Source organism: Pantoea sp. ICBG 1758, assembly GCF_002928325.1.
Lineage (GTDB): Bacteria > Pseudomonadota > Gammaproteobacteria > Enterobacterales > Enterobacteriaceae > Pantoea > Pantoea eucrina.
The window spans coordinates 216,133-236,348 of the sequence record NZ_POWL01000004.1 but is presented as its reverse complement, the minus strand read 5'-3'; the positions used below and the strand labels follow the sequence as shown (position 1 = coordinate 236,348).

General features: G+C 54.0%; 15 protein-coding genes. 12 read left to right on the top strand and 3 right to left on the bottom strand.

The features are described from left to right. Positions 1–92 precede the first annotated feature (92 nt). Both fhuE and C1Y41_RS14840 read left to right on the top strand, forming a co-directional pair. On the top strand, positions 93–2,255 hold the full coding sequence (gene fhuE, locus C1Y41_RS14845) for a ferric-rhodotorulic acid/ferric-coprogen receptor FhuE (RefSeq protein ID WP_104085740.1): 2,163 nt from the start codon (positions 93–95) through the stop codon (positions 2,253–2,255). A 268-nt stretch (positions 2,256–2,523) separates the two neighbouring features. Then, a complete protein-coding gene (locus C1Y41_RS14840) occupies positions 2,524–2,997 on the top strand; it encodes a hypothetical protein (RefSeq protein ID WP_094110818.1) in 474 nt (157 codons plus the stop codon). A 200-nt stretch (positions 2,998–3,197) separates the two neighbouring features. On the opposite strand, the gene C1Y41_RS14835 is transcribed toward C1Y41_RS14840, so the two are convergent. Then, a complete protein-coding gene (locus C1Y41_RS14835; protein ID WP_071668145.1) occupies positions 3,198–3,464 on the bottom strand; it encodes a hypothetical protein in 267 nt (88 codons plus the stop codon). A 380-nt stretch (positions 3,465–3,844) separates the two neighbouring features. Here C1Y41_RS14835 and C1Y41_RS14830 point away from each other — a divergent pair, with 380 nt between their 5' ends. From C1Y41_RS14830 to C1Y41_RS14820, 3 genes are all read left to right on the top strand, one after another. Next, entirely contained in the window at positions 3,845–4,729 is an 885-nt protein-coding gene (locus C1Y41_RS14830; RefSeq protein ID WP_104085739.1) for an NAD(P)-dependent oxidoreductase, read from the top strand. Positions 4,730–4,788: 59 nt separating this feature from the next. Then, a complete protein-coding gene (locus tag C1Y41_RS14825; protein ID WP_071668147.1) occupies positions 4,789–5,592 on the top strand; it encodes an SDR family oxidoreductase in 804 nt (267 codons plus the stop codon). Positions 5,593–5,767: 175 nt separating this feature from the next. Then, complete coding sequence (locus C1Y41_RS14820; protein WP_233207439.1) at positions 5,768–6,754, top strand: LysR family transcriptional regulator; 987 nt, start codon at positions 5,768–5,770, stop codon at positions 6,752–6,754. Positions 6,755–7,421: 667 nt separating this feature from the next. On the opposite strand, the gene C1Y41_RS14810 is transcribed toward C1Y41_RS14820, so the two are convergent. Further along, a complete protein-coding gene (locus tag C1Y41_RS14810) occupies positions 7,422–8,342 on the bottom strand; it encodes a LysR substrate-binding domain-containing protein (RefSeq protein ID WP_104085738.1) in 921 nt (306 codons plus the stop codon). 48 nt (positions 8,343–8,390) lie between these two features. Beyond that, positions 8,391–10,358, bottom strand: a complete 1,968-nt coding sequence (locus C1Y41_RS14805; protein WP_104085737.1) for a sigma-54-dependent Fis family transcriptional regulator — start codon at positions 10,356–10,358, stop codon at positions 8,391–8,393. Positions 10,359–10,539: 181 nt separating this feature from the next. On the opposite strand from C1Y41_RS14805, the gene C1Y41_RS14800 reads away from it, so the two are divergent. The 7 genes from C1Y41_RS14800 to C1Y41_RS14770 all read left to right on the top strand — a co-directional run bounded on the left by C1Y41_RS14800 (position 10,540) and on the right by C1Y41_RS14770 (position 20,017). Beyond that, positions 10,540–11,988 (top strand): sugar porter family MFS transporter, encoded by a 1,449-nt coding sequence (locus C1Y41_RS14800; protein WP_071668151.1) that lies wholly within the window; start codon positions 10,540–10,542, stop codon positions 11,986–11,988. 12 nt (positions 11,989–12,000) lie between these two features. After that, positions 12,001–13,014 carry a Gfo/Idh/MocA family oxidoreductase gene (locus tag C1Y41_RS14795; protein ID WP_071668152.1) on the top strand — a complete coding sequence of 338 codons (1,014 nt, stop codon included), beginning with the start codon at positions 12,001–12,003 and terminating at the stop codon, positions 13,012–13,014. Further along, complete coding sequence (locus tag C1Y41_RS14790; RefSeq protein ID WP_104085832.1) at positions 13,014–13,793, top strand: TIM barrel protein; 780 nt, start codon at positions 13,014–13,016, stop codon at positions 13,791–13,793. The genes C1Y41_RS14795 and C1Y41_RS14790 overlap by 1 nt, the downstream gene beginning before the upstream one ends. Before the next feature lie 82 nt (positions 13,794–13,875). Further along, positions 13,876–14,793: a substrate-binding domain-containing protein gene (locus tag C1Y41_RS14785; protein ID WP_071668153.1), complete on the top strand. Its 918-nt coding sequence runs from the start codon at positions 13,876–13,878 to the stop codon at positions 14,791–14,793. 337 nt (positions 14,794–15,130) lie between these two features. After that, positions 15,131–15,745, top strand: coding sequence for a TetR/AcrR family transcriptional regulator (locus C1Y41_RS14780; RefSeq protein WP_071668154.1), 615 nt, complete (start codon positions 15,131–15,133; stop codon positions 15,743–15,745). Between the two features lie 74 nt (positions 15,746–15,819). Then, positions 15,820–16,935: an efflux RND transporter periplasmic adaptor subunit gene (locus tag C1Y41_RS14775; RefSeq protein WP_071668155.1), complete on the top strand. Its 1,116-nt coding sequence runs from the start codon at positions 15,820–15,822 to the stop codon at positions 16,933–16,935. Further along, complete coding sequence (locus C1Y41_RS14770; RefSeq protein WP_104085736.1) at positions 16,928–20,017, top strand: efflux RND transporter permease subunit; 3,090 nt, start codon at positions 16,928–16,930, stop codon at positions 20,015–20,017. Before C1Y41_RS14775 ends, C1Y41_RS14770 begins: the two co-directional genes overlap by 8 nt. Positions 20,018–20,216: the final 199 nt, after the last annotated feature.

Below are 20,216 nucleotides of genomic sequence, written 5' to 3'. Positions count from 1 at the left end.
TATTGCGGGCCTCTGCCTGCCTGCGCTGAACGGATAAATATAAAAACAGCGCATCACTGCTTAACCTAATACCAATGTTTAAGAGAGAGTTTATGGCTTTTTGTAGCAGGGAATCAGGGTTCAATAACCTCTTCAGCATCTCATTACTGGCACTGACCGTGCATTCCCTTCTCACTCCCGCCCGGGCGGCAGAGGAGGATGCGCAGGAGATGATCGTCAGCACTGATTCGGCCGTTAACAGTGCGCTCAGTAACCAGAACTATGCGGTGCAGACCACCCGTGCGGGCACTAAGCTGATGCTGACACCGCGCGATGTACCGCAGTCTCTTAGCGTCGTGACACAGCAGCGCATGCAGGATCAGGATTTGCAGTCGGTTAATGATGTATTAACCAACGTTACCGGCATATCCACTAATCTTGTCGACAGTGAACGCTCTGAGTACTATTCGCGCGGCTTCAAAGTCAGCAATTTTACGTTTGATGGTATTCCGGCTTTAGTCAACGACGCATGGAATTATGGCGATGCGGCTTCCGACTCCGCTATTTATGACCGCATTGAGATCGTGCGCGGTGCAACCGGCCTGATGACCGGCGCAGGTAGCCCGGCGGCTTCAATCAACATGGTGCGCAAACATGCCGACAGCAAAACCGCCACCGGAACGCTGAGTGCCAGCTATGGCAGCTGGAATAAGCAGCGTTATGTGGCCGATCTCTCTTCTCCGCTGAACGGGGATGGCAGCCTGCGTGGCCGCATTGTAAGTGGCTACACTGACCAGCAGAGCTGGCTGGATCGCTATCAGAAGACCAAAAAGTTTATCTACGGCGTCATTGATGCCGATCTCTCTGAAAGCACCACCGTGTCACTGGGATATGACTACGAAGATAACAACACCGGCAACCCAACCTGGGGCGGTTTGCCGATGTTTTACAGTAACAATGCCACCACCCATTACGATCGCAGCCTGAATTCAGCAGCCAACTGGGCGCGGTATAATACCAACTCCCGTAAAGTCTTTGCCGATATTGAACATAACTTTGATAACGGCTGGAATGTTCATGTTAACGGCACGCACGCTGAAAACACATTCAGCGATAAGCTGCTCTATGTGATGGGCAATCCCGATCGGGAGAGCGGTGAGGGTACGACCGGCTACGGCAGTATGGATCGCGGCAAACGTAAACTGGACTCTGTCGATGGCTTCGCCAGCGGCCCGTTTGAGCTGGCTGGTCGTCAGCATCTGTTAATGGCGGGTGCCAGTTACAGCCGGCAGCACAATGCAACGTATAGCCAGGATGGTTTCAGCGATGCAGAAGCGCGTGAGATCACGGCAGCCGATATGGGTATTTTTGATAACCACTGGAGCGGTAATGTAGCGGAGCCGGCGTGGCAGGGCTGGTATCGCAACGCCAATGACACGGTGCGGCAGAAATCCGTTTACAGCGCAGCACGTCTGTCGCTGGCCGATCCGCTGTCACTGATTGTTGGCGCGCGCTATACCCAGTGGAGCACCACCGGCAGCAGCGGAGAGGCGACTAAAAATAACACCACGCCTTATGCAGGGCTGGTGTATGACATCAACGATACCTGGTCCGCCTATGGCAGTTACACTGCTATTTTCCTGCCGCAGACTTATCGCGATACCCGAGGCGGCTACCTGTCACCCGTAACCGGAAAAAGCTACGAAACCGGGCTGAAATCTGCCTGGAACGATGGCCTGCTCACCGCCACCGTGGCGATATTCCGTATCGAAGAGGATGATGTCGGTCAGGCGCTTGATGGTGTCTACCTGAATGGCAGCGAGCAGGCTTATGTCGCCGCTAAAGGTGCCGTGAGTAAAGGCGCCGAGTTTGAACTGAATGGTGCACTGACTGATAATCTGCAACTGACATTTGGTGCCACCCGCTATGTTGCGCGTGACAAAAGTGGCCGCTTTAACAGTTACCAGCCGCAGACCTCCTTTAAGCTATTCACCCGCTATCAGCTGGCCGCTATTCCTGACCTGACTATTGGCGGCGGCGTTAACTGGCAGAATCGGGTATTTAAGGATGTGACCAACGCCAGCGGTGAGAGCGTACGGGTATATCAGGGCAGCTATCCGCTGGCATCGCTGTTTGCGCGCTATCAGGTGAATAAACAGGTTGCGGTACAGGCCAACCTCGATAATCTCTTTGATCGCCACTACTACAGCTATATGAACAGTTACGTCTATGGTGAGCCACGAAATATGAACGTCAGCGTTTCCTGGCAGTTCTGACAGATCGAATAGTCGATATTCACATTCAGGCATGCAACACGCTGACATGCCTGAATGCTTCCACTATTACCCGCCCGCTTCTCTTCTTTCTGCACGCTCAAACCGCTCATCTATACTGATTATTCCAGCAGGCATGCTGCTGGCAGTATAGATCCCAACACTCAGATAATGTGACCATGTAAATGTGCTTGTTAAATAGCGCGTTCCTGCCTTATATCCCGGCGGAGCGTAAGAGCAAATAGATCTCTCACTATCCGGAAAACCAATAATGAAAATAACGCGTTTTGTTTATTCTGCCCTGATTGGCGTGGTCGCCAGTTGCCGTTCAATGACGCCGATGGCGGCTCTTGCTGCGGCACGTCTTGCGAAGCGTAATACGTCAGGCGCTCTGCTGCTGCTGGATCGGCCGCTCTTTAAATATGGGGCGTTAGCGATGGGAGCAGGGGAGCTGTATGGCGACAAAATGAAATCAGCACCGGACCGCACTGTGTTTCCTGGCCTCTCGGCGCGCGTGGCCAGTGCCGGGATTGCCGGTGCCGCGCTGGCACCTCGTGGCGAAGAGAAGACCGGGGCCGCGGTGGCTATTTCTGCCGCGGTGCCACTGGCTTATGCCACGCTTGCAGCCCGCAAAAAGGCGATAACAAAAATCGGACAGACCCGAAGCGGCCTGATTGAAGATACGCTGGTTGTCGCTCTTGGAGCCGCCGTGGTCTTCTTTGCCACGCGTTCTGACCGTCACTAAACGCCTTCCCCAGCCTGACAGAACAGGAAGTTTGTGATGGGGGTGGGGCAGGTTATTTATCTTTTGCCCGTTCTGATTGGTGTTGCCTGAGTTAACAACCGGGTGTCATCCCTGACAGTTTCTCCGGCCGGTACGCGTCGGACGCGCCCGTTATGAGGTTGGCTTATCTTCGTCGTCTTCCGGCCGGGGCCGGGCAACGGTTAGTGATGTTTTCCGTCGTCGTCCGGGTCTGCTTTCATCTTTAAGTGCAGCCCAGCCTTGTCGCGCATATCAGTTTGAGAGAAACCATTGAGCCAGTGTCTGGCTTTTCTGATTTTCTCCGCCCTGACCGCGTTAGTAGCGTTACCAGCCATCAAATCCAGCTCCGCCGTCAGGGTTCGCTGGTTAATGTCCTGTCCCGCCATTGCAAGGTTGAGTGCTGCCTCTCCGATGACAGGTTTCTCCTGATCGTCGTCGTGATCAAACACTGAATACACCTCCTGATACGAGTCAATGACAACCTCACCGGTAACTGTAGTCCCAAAATGAATACGATGCCTGTCCGAACACGCGACCGCTTAAGGCCGCAGGCTTCACGTCGCTTAAAAGCCGCACTGCTTAAGCGTTGTTTACTCTGCGGTAGTTTTGAACACTAAGAGAGGCTTATGACGTCCGCTATGAGCGAAAAGCGGGCCTTTAATTATGAAGCCTTATAAGCACCCTTGCCGATTGATGGATTCCGCCTGTTCTGTAAATAAAACTAGATCGATGAATTAAAGTAACCGTAGCTTTTAGCCAGGCTCATCGCTAATTTTCTGTTGTCATCAAAACTTAGGGTTGATTTGCACCTCAACCATAAGGACGAAGTATGTCAGATAAGAAACGTATAGCCATTACCGGTGCGTCAGGAAAAATTGGCAGGGTCACAGTAGAGTGGCTTGAAAAAGCAGGGTATGACCTGTTCCTCATTGATAAGAAAGAACCGTCAACCAGCAAACATCCGGCGATGATTGCGGATTTAGAGGATTTTGGTGCAACACTTGACGCCCTTTCCTCCGTCGGGGAAGACATCTATTCACGACCCGAACCTGCAGCTTTTGATGCTCTGGTTCACCTCGCCAGTATCCCCCATCCCCGGATGATCCCCGACTCTGACGAGTTCAGAAACAATATGCTGGCCACTTTCAACGTATTTGAAGCATCCAGGCGTCTGGGGATTAAAAATATCATCTGGTCATCGAGCGAGGTTCCTACCGGCGTGCCTTACGATCGGTGGGCGCCCCCATATGTGCCGATTGATGAACACTACCCGGTACGGGGGATTAGCATTTACGCGCTGACGAAAGTGCTGGGTGAGGAAATGGCCCGTCAGTTCTGCCTTAATAACGCTGATATGCGTATTACCTGTCTCCGGCTTTCTAATGTTATGGGGCCGGATGAATACGCCCGGTTTGAAAGCTGGCAGGACGATCCGGCCGTCAGGTTATGGAATATGTGGACCTACGTTGACGTTCGTGACGTTGCCCAGGCGATTGAAAAAGCTCTCGAATATGACGTCAGGGGCAAAGATGAGTTCTTTATTACCAGTGATGTCACCTGCATGCGAATCCCCACAAAGGAACTTCTCGACCATTACTATCCTGAAGTTGAGCAGCGTAAACAATTTGCAGGCAATGAATCGGTGCTGAGCAGCGAAAAGGCAATGCGCATCCTGGGTTATCATCCGGCTTACCGCTGGACCGACAGTATCTGATGATCCCTTTGTTACCGGCCTGTACAGGGCCGGGTAAACCGTCTCAACAGGAGAATGATATGAGTGAGAAAAAACTGGCTCTCATAACCGGCGCAAGTAACGGTATTGGCCTGGCGCTTGCGGAAGAATTTGCGGCTAACGGATACGATCTTGCCATCGTGGCCCGGGATGATAAAAAGCTATCAGCTACACGCGAACATCTGCAAAAACACTTTTCAGTTAGCGTACACTCATTCAGTGCTGACCTTAGTGAGTATGATCAGATAATCGGCCTGCAGACCAGAATAGATGCGGCCGGTTTAAACCCCAGCGCGCTGGTTATCAACGCCGGCCAAGGCCTCGGCGGCGCCTTTATTGATGGTACCGATCTTGAAAAAGAGCTCAGGTTAATCCGGCTTAACGTTGATGCTGTGGTTCATCTTTCTAAAATATTTATCCCGCGGCTCGTTGAAAAAGGCAACGGGCACGTTCTTATCACCTCCTCGCTCTCCGGCTCGGCACCGATACCTTTTGAAGCTGTTTACGGGGCGTCGAAGGCTTTCGTCAACTCCTTCTTTTACGCCATACGTAACGAGCTGATGGGAAGCGGTTTGTCGATGACGCTTCTGATGCCCGGGGCAACGGAGACAAACTTCTTCAAAAATGCAGGGCAGGCAAGTACGACGGTAGGATCCATGAAAAAGGACGATCCGAAAGAAGTAGCCAGACGCGCCTGGTATGCCCTGATGACAGGGCATGAATTTGTCTACGGCAGCGAGTATGCCGAGTACGAGGGCGAGGTGATGAACAGAATGATGAGTGAATCACACAAAGCTCAGCGTCATCGCATTATTTCTGAACCCAATTCTGCCACGAAAAAGTAAATTCACACGGCGCCGGGCACAAGCCTGGCGCCTCTTTCAACAGGGATAAGCGTCCAGAGATGAGTTACGCGAAGATCCCCCGCGAAATGATGACTTTTCGTCTGCCGTGGCGTCGGGTTGCAACGTTTTGTTGAATCACTCTACACTCAACATCCTTCTGGCGCGATTCCGTGCAATGTCCTTTGATATAGCATTGAATTTTAATCAACGGTTTAACTTCATGCCTACCAGACTTTCCACCAGGCTCACCCGAAGCGATCTGGCTGAGCTCAACGCGTTTCTTATTACTGAGAAAATGCGCAGTTTTACCAAAGCCGCCATAGAACTCGGGATCACGACATCTGCGCTGAGCCATACCATACGTAATCTCGAGACGCGCCTGGGCGTCAGGTTGTTAAACAGAACAAGCCGCACGGTCTCTCCAACCGAAGCAGGCGCAAGCCTGGCATTACGTCTTGAAACAGGGTTTAAAGAAATTGGCGACGCGCTTGAGGAAATTAACCGCATGCGCGATCGGCCTGTGGGAAGACTCAGGCTTAACGTGCTGAGTGACGGCGCCCGCCTCATCATGGCACGCCATCTTCCGCGCTTTATCAGCAAGTATCCGGAAGTGGAGATCGAAATCAGCGTTGATGACAGGATGGTCGATATCGTGCAGGAGGGATTTGATGCCGGAATTCGCTTTGGCGGCACCGTCCCTGAAGATCTGGTTGCAGTTCGGCTGGGCGAAAAGCTCAGGTGGGTGGCGGTAGCATCGCCACGCTATCTTTATCAACATACTCTTCCTGCCATACCTGAAGATCTTCGCTTCCACGACTGTATTCAGTTACGCACCGGGCAGGGCGTTATCTACAAATGGGAATTCCGGAAGGATGAAGACTATCGCGTAGTCGATGTCCGGGGACAGCTTTGCGTGAGCGAAACGGCGCTGGCAATTGAGCTGGCCCTGTCAGGCGCCGGCATTGCCTACTGCCTTGAAGACAGGGTTCGTGACCACATTCGTGACGGCAGCCTGAGGATTGTGCTCCCGGAATGGGCACCCGTTGAAGAGCCTATGTATCTTTACTATCCCGGTCACCGGCGGGTTCCACAAGGGCTGAAGGAGCTGATTGCGGTGCTGAGAGAAGAGATAAAAAATGAAAAGAGAGTAGCTGATAAATAATCTGATTTATTGCTATGGGTAAGTCCGCTCCTGGTACGAAGCGGTCATTAGTATCAAAAAACTGATGGCCCCCTCCGGCTCTTCGGCGTTGCCGGATCTTCAGCCTCACCCCCGCTAACCGGCTCTGCCCGATCCCTCCGGAGTTAGGGCCTGCGCCTGACTTTTTTGAGGGCTTTATTGGTTATCTGGCATCGAAAGCGCCGCGTTTACTGACTCACTGGATGCGTTCTCACTCTAAAGACTGGACGGGGGATACCGGGAGTATTTTTCCATCAGCAACGGCGCCTGTTTTGTCGTGCCGGGATTTGAGGGCAAAAAACACTTTCAGATCCTGTCCAGGGGCTTTAGCGCGGAAAAGTCGGCCGGGGCTGCAGGGTCAGCACCATGTTGTTCGTACCGAAATGTCTGGACGTGGCCTGAATCATTGCGACGCGGGCAGCAAGTTGCCCGCTATATCCGCAGTCAAATGTGCATGTTGTTGATTATAATGCGGCTTCATATGGTTATACCGGGATAACGCAAGAATACAGATATCAACATAAAGATGAGTTTTACTGACCAAAATTCTTTTCTGTCACCGTTGCTGTGGCGCAATTTGATTGTGGACTTAATGAGGCTAACATCCGCTTCTGCCACAAACCAGACATACAGACGGCGTGAGCGAATCTCAGATCGGGTCTTCAGCACCAGAGATCATAGCTGGCAGTTCGCTCACCAGTTTATCTACCGCCAGCCTGACCTTAAGAGGAAGATAAGGCATTTGCGGCCATACGGCATAGACCGGCTGTCTTTCAGAAGAGCAGTTTTTTAACACCTGTACCAGCTTGCCATTGATAAGCTGCTCCCGCACAAGCCAGTCAGGCAGCCAGGCGATCCCTCCTCCTGCAACGGCACTATCTCTTATACCCTGCATGTCATCCATTATCAGCCGGGCGGATGGCGTCATTTCATACATCCCTTTATCACCATTTTTTATACGCCATTTAAGAATGCGTCCTGCACTGAGGTAGGCAATCGCGGCATGCTGCTGCAGATCCTCCGGTAAGACAGGTTCTCCCGCTTCACGCAAATATGCCGGTGATGCACATAAAACCATGGCGTGAGAGGTTAGCTGGCGGGCTATCAGGCTACTGCTGTCATCCAGCATGCCAATCCTGACAGCTATATCAAAACCCTCTGCTGGCAGGTCAACCTGGCGATCGCTGAAAGAAATTTCCAGTGCCAGCCCGGGATGCTCTTTTGCCAGCGCGGCTAATAGCGGTGCCACACAAAAATGTCCGAACAAAACCGGCACAGAGACTCTTAGTTTACCGCTTGCCTGCAGCTTGCCGCCTTCCAGCATCTCCTCTGCCATTCTGATTTCATCCAGCGCCCGACGGCAGAATTCATAATAGAGCGCGCCTTCATCCGTCAGGGTCTGACGACGGGTTGTGCGGCTGAAAAGCGTAACGCCCAGCCTGCCTTCCAGCCGGCCGATGGTTTTTGCTACGGCCGAACGCGTGAGGTGCAAGTTTTCGGCGGCCTGAGAAAAACTTGCTGACTCAGCAGCAGCCACAAAAACCGTTAAAGATGAATTCAGGGCCTGCAATGCATCCTGCAGGCCTGTCGGGAACGAAACTTCTCTCGTCCGCTGCGCTCAGTGAGGACGTTTTCTGAGTGCGCGATAATCAACCTGCCACGCATTAAGCTTGTTATAAAGCGCTGTCCGGGAGATCCCCAGCTGTTGTGCAGACTGACGCAGATTTCCCCTCTGTTCTTCTAACACCTGAATAATGTGCGCGCGTTCCAGATTCTGCAGCGAGGAAAGCGCCTCCCCGCTCACATAAGCGGCGGTCATCTCCTGCAGCGAGTCGGGTAGATCTGCACAGGTAATCTCTAAGCCTTCACATAAGTTAACCAGGCGTTCGACGACATTTTCCAGCTCACGCACATTGCCTGGCCACTCCCGGGACTGCAGGTCCGTCATCGCGTCAGGCATGACCACAGGAGGCGTGCGTTTCAGACGCGCGCACAGTGCCCGAATGAATGCGTTAACGAGCTCCGGAATGTCTTCGCGGCGCTCACGCAGCGGTGGAATATTTAATGAGATCACATTCAGGCGATAATAAAGATCGCGCCGAAAAGCGCCTTTCTCTGCGGCTTCGAGCAGATTGCAATGTGTTGCCGCAATAATCCGCACGTTGACTTTTACTGGCTGCGCCGCCCCGATACGCTGAACTTCGTTCTCCTGCAGCACGCGCAGCAGACTGGTTTGTGCCTCAAGCGGCATCTCGCCGATTTCATCCAGAAACAGAGTGCCACCGTCCGCCAGTTCAAACTTGCCTGCGGAACCACCACGACGTGAACCTGTGAAGGCGCCATCTGCGTAACCAAACAGTTCACTCTGTACCAGATCGCGCGGCAGGGCGCCGCAGTTGATAGCAATAAATGCCTCCTGCCGCCGCGGGCTGGCGTTATGAATGGCCTGAGCAAACAGCTCTTTGCCGGTCCCGCTTTCACCGCTGAGCAGCACCGTACTGTCAGTGCGGCTGCTGGTACGCGCTTTCTGAATTGCCTGCTGCAGGCGAGGGGCGTGCCCGCGGATCATCTCAAAGGTGTAACTGGCACTTACGCCCATCATCCGGCGGGTGATAGCACGGATGCGCTGATCTTCACGCAGAGATAACACGCGTCCGCCATCCGGTGCCGGCATCAGGGAAATCAGGCAGGAGAAGGGGGGAACGCCTTCCGGCATAAACTGCAGTTCACGGTCATTACAGAAAGGCATGGTCAGCAGCGATCCACCCTGCGGCTTTAGCAGAGCATCAATTGGTGTATCCTGCGGGTCAGGATCGCTGAAAATCTGGCGTGCATAACGGTTGAGTGTCTTAATACGGCCCTGTTTATCGCAGACAATCACCCCCTCATTCAGCGTTTCCAGGATGGACTGCTGTTCTGCCAGCAGACGGCGCAGCGTCAGCTGTTGCCCGACAGCGTCCGCTGCCGCCTGCACCGTGCCAAGCGTATGCGCGTTGAAGTTATCTGGCGTGGCGGTGAGAGTAAGCACACCGATCAGTTGCCCGCCGGCATCGCGGACGGGTGCTGCCGCACATTGTCGGCTGCGTCTGCGCAGATCGAGTTTCCAGTTCTCTCCGCTCAGCACGTAGACCAGTCGTTGTTCGATCAGGCATCGCGCAGTGCAGTTAGTCCCCAATACCTCTTCGCGCAGAATACTGCCGACCGGGGTCAGATCGGCGCCGCAATAATGCAGCGTGACGCCATGCGCATCAGTGAGGTTGATATGGCCGTCCGGATTATAAGCCAGCAGATTTTCCATAATACTGCGCGCGACCAGAATCAGTTCGGCATTATGTTCAAGAATGGCGTTCAGCTCACTCGCTGGCGGAGCAGTATAGATAAAGCTGCAGGGATCGATAGCCCGCTGTTGCGAACGCTGCCATGACTGCAGAATGCTACGCCGTACCGCTGGCGGTTGTTCACCCTGAATAAAACGCTGCCAGCTCTGCCATAACAATGCGTCCCAACTGTCAGCGTCTGCTCTGTCTGGCAGGCTGAAAATCGCATCGCTCTCATCTCTTAATAACCGCTGCTGTTTCACGAACATTCCCCCGCTCTATGAAATGTCCATTTTATTGACATGTTAAGTTGACATGTAAATTTTGTTTCCACTTTGTGAGCTATAGCTGTGCGGATCCTCACAAAATCAGGCGGGTTTTTGTTGGCATTGGCTTTGCAACAGGAGATTCAACTTCATGATCCCGACTGCAGAAGGAAATTAAGCCGCTATGCGCAAACATAATTTACGCCTGATTTTGTATATCTGTTCCATTGCCTCGCTCAGCGGTGTGATTCTGGGTTATGACGCTTCGGTAATCTCCGGCGTGATCGATCCGCTGACCGAGCATCTGGCATTAACGCCGTGGGAAAGCGGCTGGGCGGTGTCAAATGTCATTATCGGGTGTATCGCTGGTGCGTGGGGTGTGGGTTTTATGTCCGATCGTATCGGGCGCAAACGCACGCTGATCGTGACCGCCATCCTCTTTGTGCTCTCAGCAATAGGTTCAGCGCTGGCCAGTTCTCTGACCGGGTTTGTTGTCTGGCGGCTGCTGGGCGGTCTGGCGGTAGGAATGGCGTCGGCCATTACGCCCTTATACATTGCAGAGGTATCACCCAAAGATTTACGCGGGCGCATGCTCGGCCTGCAGCAGATGCTGATGGTCGGCGGACAGGTAGCGGTCTATATCGTTAACTACCTGATTGCGCGCGGTATGCCGCATCAGTGGATTGTCAGTGAAGGCTGGCGCTGGATGCTGGCCTCTGGCGTGATACCCTGCGCCCTGTTCCTGCTGCTGGTGCCCTTTATGCCGGAGTCGCCGCGCTGGCTGGCGCTTAATGGCAAAACAGAGCACGCCCGTGAGGTGCTGACCCGCCTGTCAAATGCGCAGCATGCTGAACGACTGCTGCAGGAGATCCTGGCGGCCAGCCAGCACGACAATGCCTCCCCCGGCCAGCGCAGCATCCTGCGTGATGCACGCGTCCGCTACATTCTGCTGATTGGCTGCGCCATTGCCGTGTTGCAACAGATATCCGGTATCAACATCCTTCTCTATTACGCACCGTCGCTGCTGCAAAATATTACTGCCAGTACGCAGGCCTCCCTGTTTCAGAGTATTTTCCTTGGCCTGGCGCTTCTGGCAGGCGTGGCGATTTGCCTGAGCACCATTGACCGCACAGGACGGACGCCGCTGCTGCGCTGGGGAGCGCTCGGATGTGCATTCTGTCTGATGTTTACAGCCTGGGCATTTATCACTGAGGCGGGCGGGCTCCTGCCGATAGCGGGTCTTGTCGCTTTCATCCTTATTTTTGGCATGTCATGGAGCCTCGGCGCCTGGCTGCTTATCTCTGAAATCTTTCCAAACCGTATCCGTGCAGTGGCGATGGGCTTTGCGTTTGCCTCCATGTACCTCGCAAATTTTATCGTTACCCAGAGCTTCCCCATGATGAACCGCAGCCGGGTGCTGATGGATAACTTCCACGGCGCTTTCCCGCTGATGTTGTGCGCGGTGGGATGCCTGGTGGCGTTCTGGTTTGTTCGCCGGTTTTTACCGGAAACCCGGGGCGTTTCTCTTGAGCATATCGAGCCGCTGATGCTTTCCAAATCCCGTCGTTTCGCCGGACAGGCGCAGCGACACGATCAAAAACCCTCTTCGCCCGCGTGGGCAAAAGCGAAATAACAAGGAGTCTTTATGAACCAGCAAACAGTCCGTGTAGGGTTAATTGGCGCAGGGCGCATGGGCAGCTTCCATGCTGAAAACCTGGCGTATCGTGTACCCGGCGCCACTCTTGCGGCCGTTGCCGATCCCTTTCCGGGCGCCGCAGAAAAACTGGCAAGTCGTCTGGGCGTCAGCAAAGCGTACAGCGATTTGCATGCGCTTCTGCAGGATACAGAGATTGATGCCATCGCTATCGCCGCGCCGGCACGCACTCATGCCGAATGGGTGATTGCTGCGGCGAATGCCGGTAAGCATGTTTTTTGTGAAAAACCCATGGCCGTTACGCTGGAAGAGGCAGACCGCGCGATTGCCGCGGTGAAGCAGGCAGGCGTGGTGTTACAGGTGGGCTTCAACCGTCGCTTTGACTCCGGATTTGCGGCGGCAATTGCAGCCGTAAAAAACGGTGAGAACGGCACCACTCAACTCAGCCGCTCGGTCACACGTGACCCTGGTCTGCACGATCCGGCACCGATCCCGCAATGGACCATTTTCCTTGAAACGCTTATTCACGACTTCGACACGCTGCTGCATTTCAATCACGGCGCGAAGCCGGTTGAAGTGTACGCGCTGGCTGATGCGCTGGTGCGTCCGGATTTCAAAGATAAAGGGCTGCTGGATACCTCGGTGGTGACGATTCGCTTCGATAATGGCGCTATTGCCATCGCTGAGGCTAACTTTCAGGCGGTGTATGGCTATGACGTACGCGGTGAGGTGTTTGGCAGTAAAGGCATGCTGCAGGCGGGTCATATTAATGCCAATCACTGCGTACGCTACACCGCCAGCGGCATTGAAGTTGATACATCGCGTCTGGACTCAGACCTGCTGCGGGAAGCATACGTTGCGGAAATGAGCGAGTTTGCCCGCTGCATCCGCAGCGGTGAGACGCCCCGCGCCACTGGTGAAGATGCACGCAATGCGCTGGAGATCGCGCTGGCCTGTATTGAGTCGGTTCAGCGTAATCAGCCCGTCAGGCTGGGAGATTGCTGATGGCCGGTTATCAGCTTTCCGTCTGCGCTGAAATGGTGTTTCCTGAGCTGCCATTTATTGAGCGCGTAAAACGTATTCACGAGCTCGGTTTTGGTGTCGAAATCTGGGGATGGGCGAATAAGGACATTGAGGCGCTGGCAGCGACCGGCGCGCGCTTTACCTCAATGACCGGCTATCTGAGCGGTAATTTAACTGATGAGGCAGAGATCCAGCAGCTGCTTCAGAGCGCTGAACTCTCGCTGGCAGTGGCTGAACGGCTCAACTGCCCGGTACTCAATCTGCACGGTACCGGCCTTGATGAGCGAGGTCTGCCGGTTAAACCTGTAACCACAGTGACCGGCGCAATGTGGCTGCAGGCCGCAGATACGCTGCGGCGCGTGGCGCAGCTCGGCGAGCGCGCCGGACGGGTATTTACACTCGAAAACCTCAATTTACCGGTTGACCATCCGGGCACGCCGTTTGCCCTTGCGGCCGATACGCTGGCGCTGGTGGAGGCGGTCAGCAGCCCGGCGCTGAAAATGAATCTGGATCTCTACCATGCACAAATCGGTGAAGGCAATCTGATCGTGCTGCTGCGGCGCTGTGGTCTGGCAATCGGCGAGATTCAGGTGGCTGATGTACCGGGTCGTCAGCAGCCCGGTACAGGTGAAATCAACTATCGCGCCATCGCTCGCACGCTGCAGGAGATGAACTATCACGGAACCGTTGCGCTGGAGGGCTGGGCAAGCGGTGACAGCACAACGGCGCTTCAGCAGTTCCGGGACCACTTTATGTTGTAAGCGTTGTCCGTCGGGTATTTGCCTGTTACCCGACGGTAACTATTTCCTAAAAAAACGACTTTAACCCCTACAGGAATAGATTATGAATATCAGAAACTTTCTGCTTTGCCTGTTTTCGCTGGCGCTCAGCGTGAGCGTGAACGCCAAAACTTTCACCGTGGGTGTGGCGCTGGCTAACTTTGACCTTAATTTTGTCTCTATCCTGCGTACCCGGATGCAGCAGGAGCTTAAAGCAAACCAGCTCAACGGACAGTTTGTTGATGCAAAAGGGGATGTGGCGCTGCAGGTTCAGCAGGTGGATGATTTTATCAATCAGGGTGTGGACGCTATCATCCTGAATCCGGTCGATACCCAGGGTGTATTGCCGATGATAAACGCGGCAAAAAGCGCCGGTATTCCGCTGGTCTTCGTTAACCGCAAGCCTGAAGTGAAACTGCCTGCCGGTATGGCCTATGTTGGTTCAGATTCGGCGCTGGGCGGCGAAATGCAGATGGAGGCCCTGGCTAAAAAAATGAATTACAAAGGTAACGTAGCTATTCTGATGGGGGCGCTGTCAAATGAAGAAGCGCGCGAACGGACCCGTGCCGCAGAAGCAGTCATAGCCAAATATAAGGATATGAAAGTCATTGAAAAGCAGACGGCAAAATGGCAGCGCAATGAAGCCGTAGACGTTGTTTCAGGCTGGCTGCTGAACCAGCGTCCAATTGACGCTATCGCCGCCAATAATGATGAAATGGCCATAGGCGCCATCATGGCTCTGAGTCAGGCAAAGAACGAAAAAATTCTTGTTGCCGGCATTGACGGAACACCTGATGGTCAGCAGTTCATCAAAAACGGCAAAATGGCGCTGACTATATTTCAGGATGCCAGAGGGCAGGCCACCGGCTCAGTTCAGGTGGTAAAAGCATTGCTGAATAAGCAGAAAGCAGAAACGCTTAACTGGGTGCCTTACCAGCTTATTACACCTGAAAATTACCCCGCATTTTCTGCTGCTAACTGAAATTCTGATTTGTCAGGTACGTGCACAGCACGGCCTGGCAAAATCCTTCACGCCTGTTAAGACAGCAGCTGCAACCACCTGACACGATCTTTTCCGGCATTTTTTCATATCCTCTGCTCAGGCCGGGTAATAGCGGTCAGACTGGCAAAGTCAGATTTATCTTCAGCACGGCAGGCTCAGTAATATACTGTTCTGCAAGCGGGATAACCGGTGCTAAACACCCGTGCAGTGAAATGTGAGAGGGCTGTTGCTATTCCCTGAAGCACTCCTAATTCGTGACTTTATTGCAAATTGGTCACTCGTTATCAATCAGTGATGGTTAAGTTAAGCTGGAAAAATGAATAAACAAATGATCAATCACCCCGGCAGGGGACCTTCAGAGCATGCTATCCGCGATCAGGTGGTCGCAGCCGCGACAGAGCACTTCGGCCATTATGGTTATGAGAAAACAACCGTATCCGATCTGGCCAAAGCGATAGGATTTTCTAAAGCCTATATCTACAAATTTTTCGATTCTAAACAGGCTATTGGCGAACAGATCTGCTCCAATCGCCTGAGTATGATCATGGATATCGTTAATGCAGCCATTGCCGATGCCGCAACGGCATCTGAAAAAATGAGGCAGATGCTCAAAGCGCTGACCCGGTCCGGCAGCGATCTGTTCTTTCACGATCGAAAGCTGTATGACATCGCCGCTGTGGCCGCCCGCGACAGATGGCCATCGGCGGCGCTGCATGAAGAACGCCTCCGGCAACTCATAGAAAATATCATTCTTGAAGGGCGTGCTGCCGGAGAGTTTGAACGGAAAACCCCTCTGGACGAAGCTACGCTGGCGGTGTTTATGGTGATGAGGCCCTATATCAGCCCGGTTCAGCTGCAGTACAACCTTGATACCGCGGAGTCTGCTGCGGTGCTGCTCTCATCGCTTATCCTGAGAAGCCTTTCACCCTGATTAGTGACCGTTGACATTTACGGTCACAAGAATAAGAATGCGGTTACTTTCTTTTCAATGTAACCAGGTAACGCATGTTCAGGATCACACCCGCTGGTCTTGCTGTCTGCCTGTTACCGCTGGCCCTGGCGGCTTGCGGTGACAACGCTGGCACAAACGATCCACGTACGCAGCCGCCTCTTGTAAGGGCTGTAAACGTGGCTGATGCTGATAATACTCTCCGTTCATTCACCGGCGTGGTTGTTGCGCGCACTCAGAGCGACTCTGGCTTTCGGGTACAGGGAAAAATCCTTGAGCGTCTGGTAGATACGGGCCAGACGGTGAAACGCGGGCAGCCGCTGATGCGCCTTGATCCTGCCGATCTCGGCCTCCTGGCACAGGCTCAGCAGCAGGCCGTTAACGCTGCCCGCGCCCGCGCCAGACAAACCTCTCTGGATGAAGCGCGTTACCGGGGGCTGGTGGCGACGGGTGCTGTTTCAGCGTCAGCTTACGATCAGATCAAGGCCGCGGCGGACTCCGCTAAAGCCGACCTCAGCGCGGCAAAGGCACAGGCTGACGTGGCGCAAAATGCTAAAAGCTATGCTGTTCTGCTGGCAGATTCGGATGGCGTCGTTGTGGAAACGCTCGCTGAGCCGGGTCAGGTTGTCAGCGCAGGTCAGCCGGTGGTCAGGCTTGCCCGGGCGGGACAACGTGAAGCGCTTGTTCATTTGCCCGAAACGCTCAGGCCAGCATCCGGAAGTCAGGCTGAAGCGACCTTGTACGGTGATGGAAATCAGTCTGTCAGCGCCCGGCTTCGCGTACTCTCCGATGCCGCCGATCCATTAAGCCGTACTTTTGAAGCGCGATATGTGCTGGAAGGGGCGCTGGCTGACGCACCGCTGGGCGCCACGGTCACGCTGCGTATTGCCGATGCAAAAGCTTCAGGTAAGGTCATGCAGGTACCCATAACTGCACTGTTTGATCAGGGTAAAGGCGCGAGCGTTTGGGTAATTGAAGAGCGATCTGCACGTGTAACCCGGCGGGCTGTGCAGGTAGAAGGTATCAGTGACGATAACGCCAGAGTGACCAGTGGGCTCAGTGCTGGCGAAGAAGTGGTTGCGCTTGGCGCTCACCTGCTGCATGACGGTGAAACCGTCCGCGTGGCACGTCAGGGTGATGGCAGCATTGCCGGAGGCCAGCCGCATGAGTAATTCCCGTTTCAATCTCTCTGCGCTTGCCGTCCGTGAACGCTCAATTACGCTATTTCTGATCATTCTGATTACGGTCACAGGCATCCTCTCTTTTTTTGCGCTGGGGCGGGCAGAAGATCCGCCTTTTACCGTCAAACAGATGACGATTATTACCGCATGGCCGGGTGCGACGGCACAGGAAATGCAGGATCAGGTTGCTGAACCGCTGGAAAAGCGATTGCAGGAGCTTAAGTGGTACGACCGTACTGAAACGTATACCCGTCCGGGAATGGCATTCACCCTGCTATCGCTGCAGGACAGCACGCCACCCTCACTGGTGCAGGAAGCGTTCTATCAGGCCCGTAAAAAGCTGGGTGATGAGGCAAAAAATCTGCCTGCAGGCGTCATCGGACCGATGATCAATGACGAGTTTTCGGACGTCACTTTTTCCCTCTTCGCTTTAAAAGCGAAAGGAGAGCCTCAGCGTTTACTGGTACGCGATGCAGAATCACTGCGCCAGCGGCTTCTTCATGTGCCGGGTGTGAAAAAGATCAATATCATTGGTGAGCAGACCGAACGCATCTTTGTTTCCTTCTCTCATGACCGGCTGGCCACGCTGGGCGTTTCTCCCCAGGAGATATTCGCAGCGCTCAATAACCAGAATGCACTGACGCCGGCAGGCTCCATTGACACCCAGGGCCCACAGGTATTTATTCGCCTTGACGGGGCGTTCAGCAAACTTGAGCAGATTCGTAAAACGCCGATTGTGATCGGTGGCAGAACGCTGCTGCTGTCGGACATTGCCACCGTTGAACGAGGCTATGAGGATCCCGCTACGTTTCTCATCCGTAATCAGGGTGAACCCGCTCTGCTACTGGGAATTATCATGCGTGAGGGATGGAACGGCCTTGAGCTGGGGAAATCGCTGGATGCGGAAGCGGCCAGTATCAACGCATCCATGCCGCTGGGTATGACGCTGACGAAAGTCACCGACCAGTCGGTTAACATCAGCTCAGCCGTCGATGAATTTATGCTTAAGTTCTTCGTTGCGCTGCTTGTGGTCATGGTGGTCTGCTTTATCAGCATGGGCTGGCGGGTGGGCGTGGTGGTGGCTGCTGCGGTGCCGCTGACGCTGGCGGTGGTTTTCATGGTCATGGAGGCATCAGGTAAAAACTTTGACCGTATCACTCTGGGGTCACTGATCCTGGCTCTGGGGCTTCTGGTCGATGATGCCATCATTGCGATTGAGATGATGGTGGTAAAAATGGAGGAGGGCTACGATCGCATCAAAGCTTCCGCCTATGCATGGAGTCATACTGCCGCCCCGATGCTGGCTGGAACACTGGTGACGGTGGTGGGGTTTATGCCTAACGGCTTTGCACAGTCTACCGCCGGTGAGTATACCAGTAACATGTTCTGGATTGTCGGTATCGCCCTGATAGCGTCGTGGGTAGTAGCCGTAGTGTTCACGCCCTATCTTGGCGTGAAAATGCTGCCAGAAATCAAAACCTTATCAGGTGGCCACACCACAATTTACGATACCCCGCGCTACAATCGTTTTCGCCGGTTAATTGCGCACGTTATTGCGCGAAAATGGTTAGTCGCCGCGACGGTCATCATCATCTTCACCGTGGCTATTCTCGGCATGGGGCTGGTAAAGAAACAGTTCTTTCCGACATCAGATCGTCCGGAGGTTTTGATTGAGGTTCAGATGCCTTACGGCACCTCAATTGAACAGACCAGCAAAACCACGGCGAAAATCGAGGAGTGGCTGAAAAAGCAGAAAGAGGCAAAAATCGTCACCTCTTACATCGGACAGGGCTCACCCCGGTTCTATCTGGCAATGGCGCCTGAGCTTCCCGATCCCTCTTTTGCAAAGATTGTTGTTCTGACAGAGAGTCAGGATGCCCGGGATGTTCTCAAGCACCGGCTGCGTGAGGCTGCAGCCAGCGGACTCGCTCCTGAAGCACGCGTCCGCGTAACACAGCTGGTTTTTGGCCCCTATTCACCTTATCCGGTTGCCTGGCGGGTCATGGGACCTGATCCGGATAAACTGCGTGAAATAGCGGGCGAAGTAGAGGCGGTTATGCTGGCCAGTCCTGATATGAGGACCGTCAATACCGACTGGGGGCAACGCGTGCCGACGCTGCACTTCTCGCTGAATCAGGATCGTCTCCAGGCTGTAGGACTGACGTCTAATGCCGTTGCGCAGCAGCTCCGGTTTCTGCTCTCTGGCGTACCTGTGACATCCGTTCGCGAAGATATCCGTTCTGTAGAGGTGATGGGGCGTGCAGCCGGCGATATCAGGCTCGATCCTGCAAGGATAGCTGGATTTACCCTGGTGGGATCATCAGGCCAGCGCATTCCGCTGTCTCAGACAGGCGACGTTGAGATAAGAATGGAAGATCCCGTACTGCGGCGTCGCGATCGAACCCCGACGATTACCGTACGGGGCGATATTTCAGACAGCATGCAGCCACCCGATGTTTCCACGACAATCCTGAAAAAATTACAGCCTGTTATCGCTAAGCTTCCGGCCGGATACCGCATTGAGCAGGGGGGGCCAATTGAGGAGTCGGGTAAAGCGACTAAGGCGATGGCGCCGCTGTTCCCGATCATGATTGCCATTACGCTTCTGATTATCATTCTGCAGGTGCGGTCAATGTCAGCGATGGTGATGGTGTTTCTGACGGCGCCGCTGGGGCTGATTGGTGTGGTACCGACGCTGCTGCTGTTCAATCAGCCGTTCGGGATAAATGCGCTGGTCGGGCTGATCGCCCTGTCGGGGATTCTGATGCGCAACACATTAATCCTGATAGGGCAGATCCATCACAATGAGCATGAAGGGCTGACGCCTTTTGAGTCCGTTGTCGAAGCCACTATTCAGCGTGCCCGTCCCGTTGTACTAACGGCGATGGCCGCTATCCTGGCCTTTATACCGCTCACGCACTCGGTTTTCTGGGGAACGCTCGCCTACACGCTAATTGGCGGAACCTTTGCCGGAACCATTATTACGCTGGTTTTCCTGCCTGCTATGTATGCCATCTGGTTCAGGATACATCCGGAAAATAAAAAACACGCGGAAGTTAAAGCCGCAGAATAACGGTTATCCGCAGGGGGACCCCCGCGCATTGGCTCAAGTCTGACATTACAGGTGCTAAAAAGACGGTGCCCGGGGGAACGGGCCCGTTGCAGCAAGGTCCCGGCGCTGAATCGGTCGGGACTTCTGCCAGCACAGGAGGCGGTCAGGCCCGCTTCTGATCGGTTTCTTTTCCTCAACGGTTTGGTGTAACTTCGTCGCT

Excerpts from the sequence above, each read along its gene's own strand:
- C1Y41_RS14805 (WP_104085737.1), bottom strand. The coding sequence starts at position 10,358 with ATGTTCGTGAAACAGCAGCGGTTATTAAGAGATGAGAGCGATGCGATT.
- fhuE (WP_104085740.1), top strand. The coding sequence starts at position 93 with ATGGCTTTTTGTAGCAGGGAATCAGGGTTCAATAACCTCTTCAGCATC.
- C1Y41_RS14830 (WP_104085739.1), top strand. The coding sequence starts at position 3,845 with ATGTCAGATAAGAAACGTATAGCCATTACCGGTGCGTCAGGAAAAATT.
- C1Y41_RS14840 (WP_094110818.1), top strand. The coding sequence starts at position 2,524 with ATGAAAATAACGCGTTTTGTTTATTCTGCCCTGATTGGCGTGGTCGCC.
- C1Y41_RS14780 (WP_071668154.1), top strand. The coding sequence starts at position 15,131 with ATGAATAAACAAATGATCAATCACCCCGGCAGGGGACCTTCAGAGCAT.
- C1Y41_RS14800 (WP_071668151.1), top strand. The coding sequence starts at position 10,540 with ATGCGCAAACATAATTTACGCCTGATTTTGTATATCTGTTCCATTGCC.
- C1Y41_RS14825 (WP_071668147.1), top strand. The coding sequence starts at position 4,789 with ATGAGTGAGAAAAAACTGGCTCTCATAACCGGCGCAAGTAACGGTATT.
- C1Y41_RS14775 (WP_071668155.1), top strand. The coding sequence starts at position 15,820 with ATGTTCAGGATCACACCCGCTGGTCTTGCTGTCTGCCTGTTACCGCTG.
- C1Y41_RS14785 (WP_071668153.1), top strand. The coding sequence starts at position 13,876 with ATGAATATCAGAAACTTTCTGCTTTGCCTGTTTTCGCTGGCGCTCAGC.
- C1Y41_RS14820 (WP_233207439.1), top strand. The coding sequence starts at position 5,768 with ATGTCCTTTGATATAGCATTGAATTTTAATCAACGGTTTAACTTCATG.
- C1Y41_RS14790 (WP_104085832.1), top strand. The coding sequence starts at position 13,014 with ATGGCCGGTTATCAGCTTTCCGTCTGCGCTGAAATGGTGTTTCCTGAG.
- C1Y41_RS14770 (WP_104085736.1), top strand. The coding sequence starts at position 16,928 with ATGAGTAATTCCCGTTTCAATCTCTCTGCGCTTGCCGTCCGTGAACGC.
- C1Y41_RS14795 (WP_071668152.1), top strand. The coding sequence starts at position 12,001 with ATGAACCAGCAAACAGTCCGTGTAGGGTTAATTGGCGCAGGGCGCATG.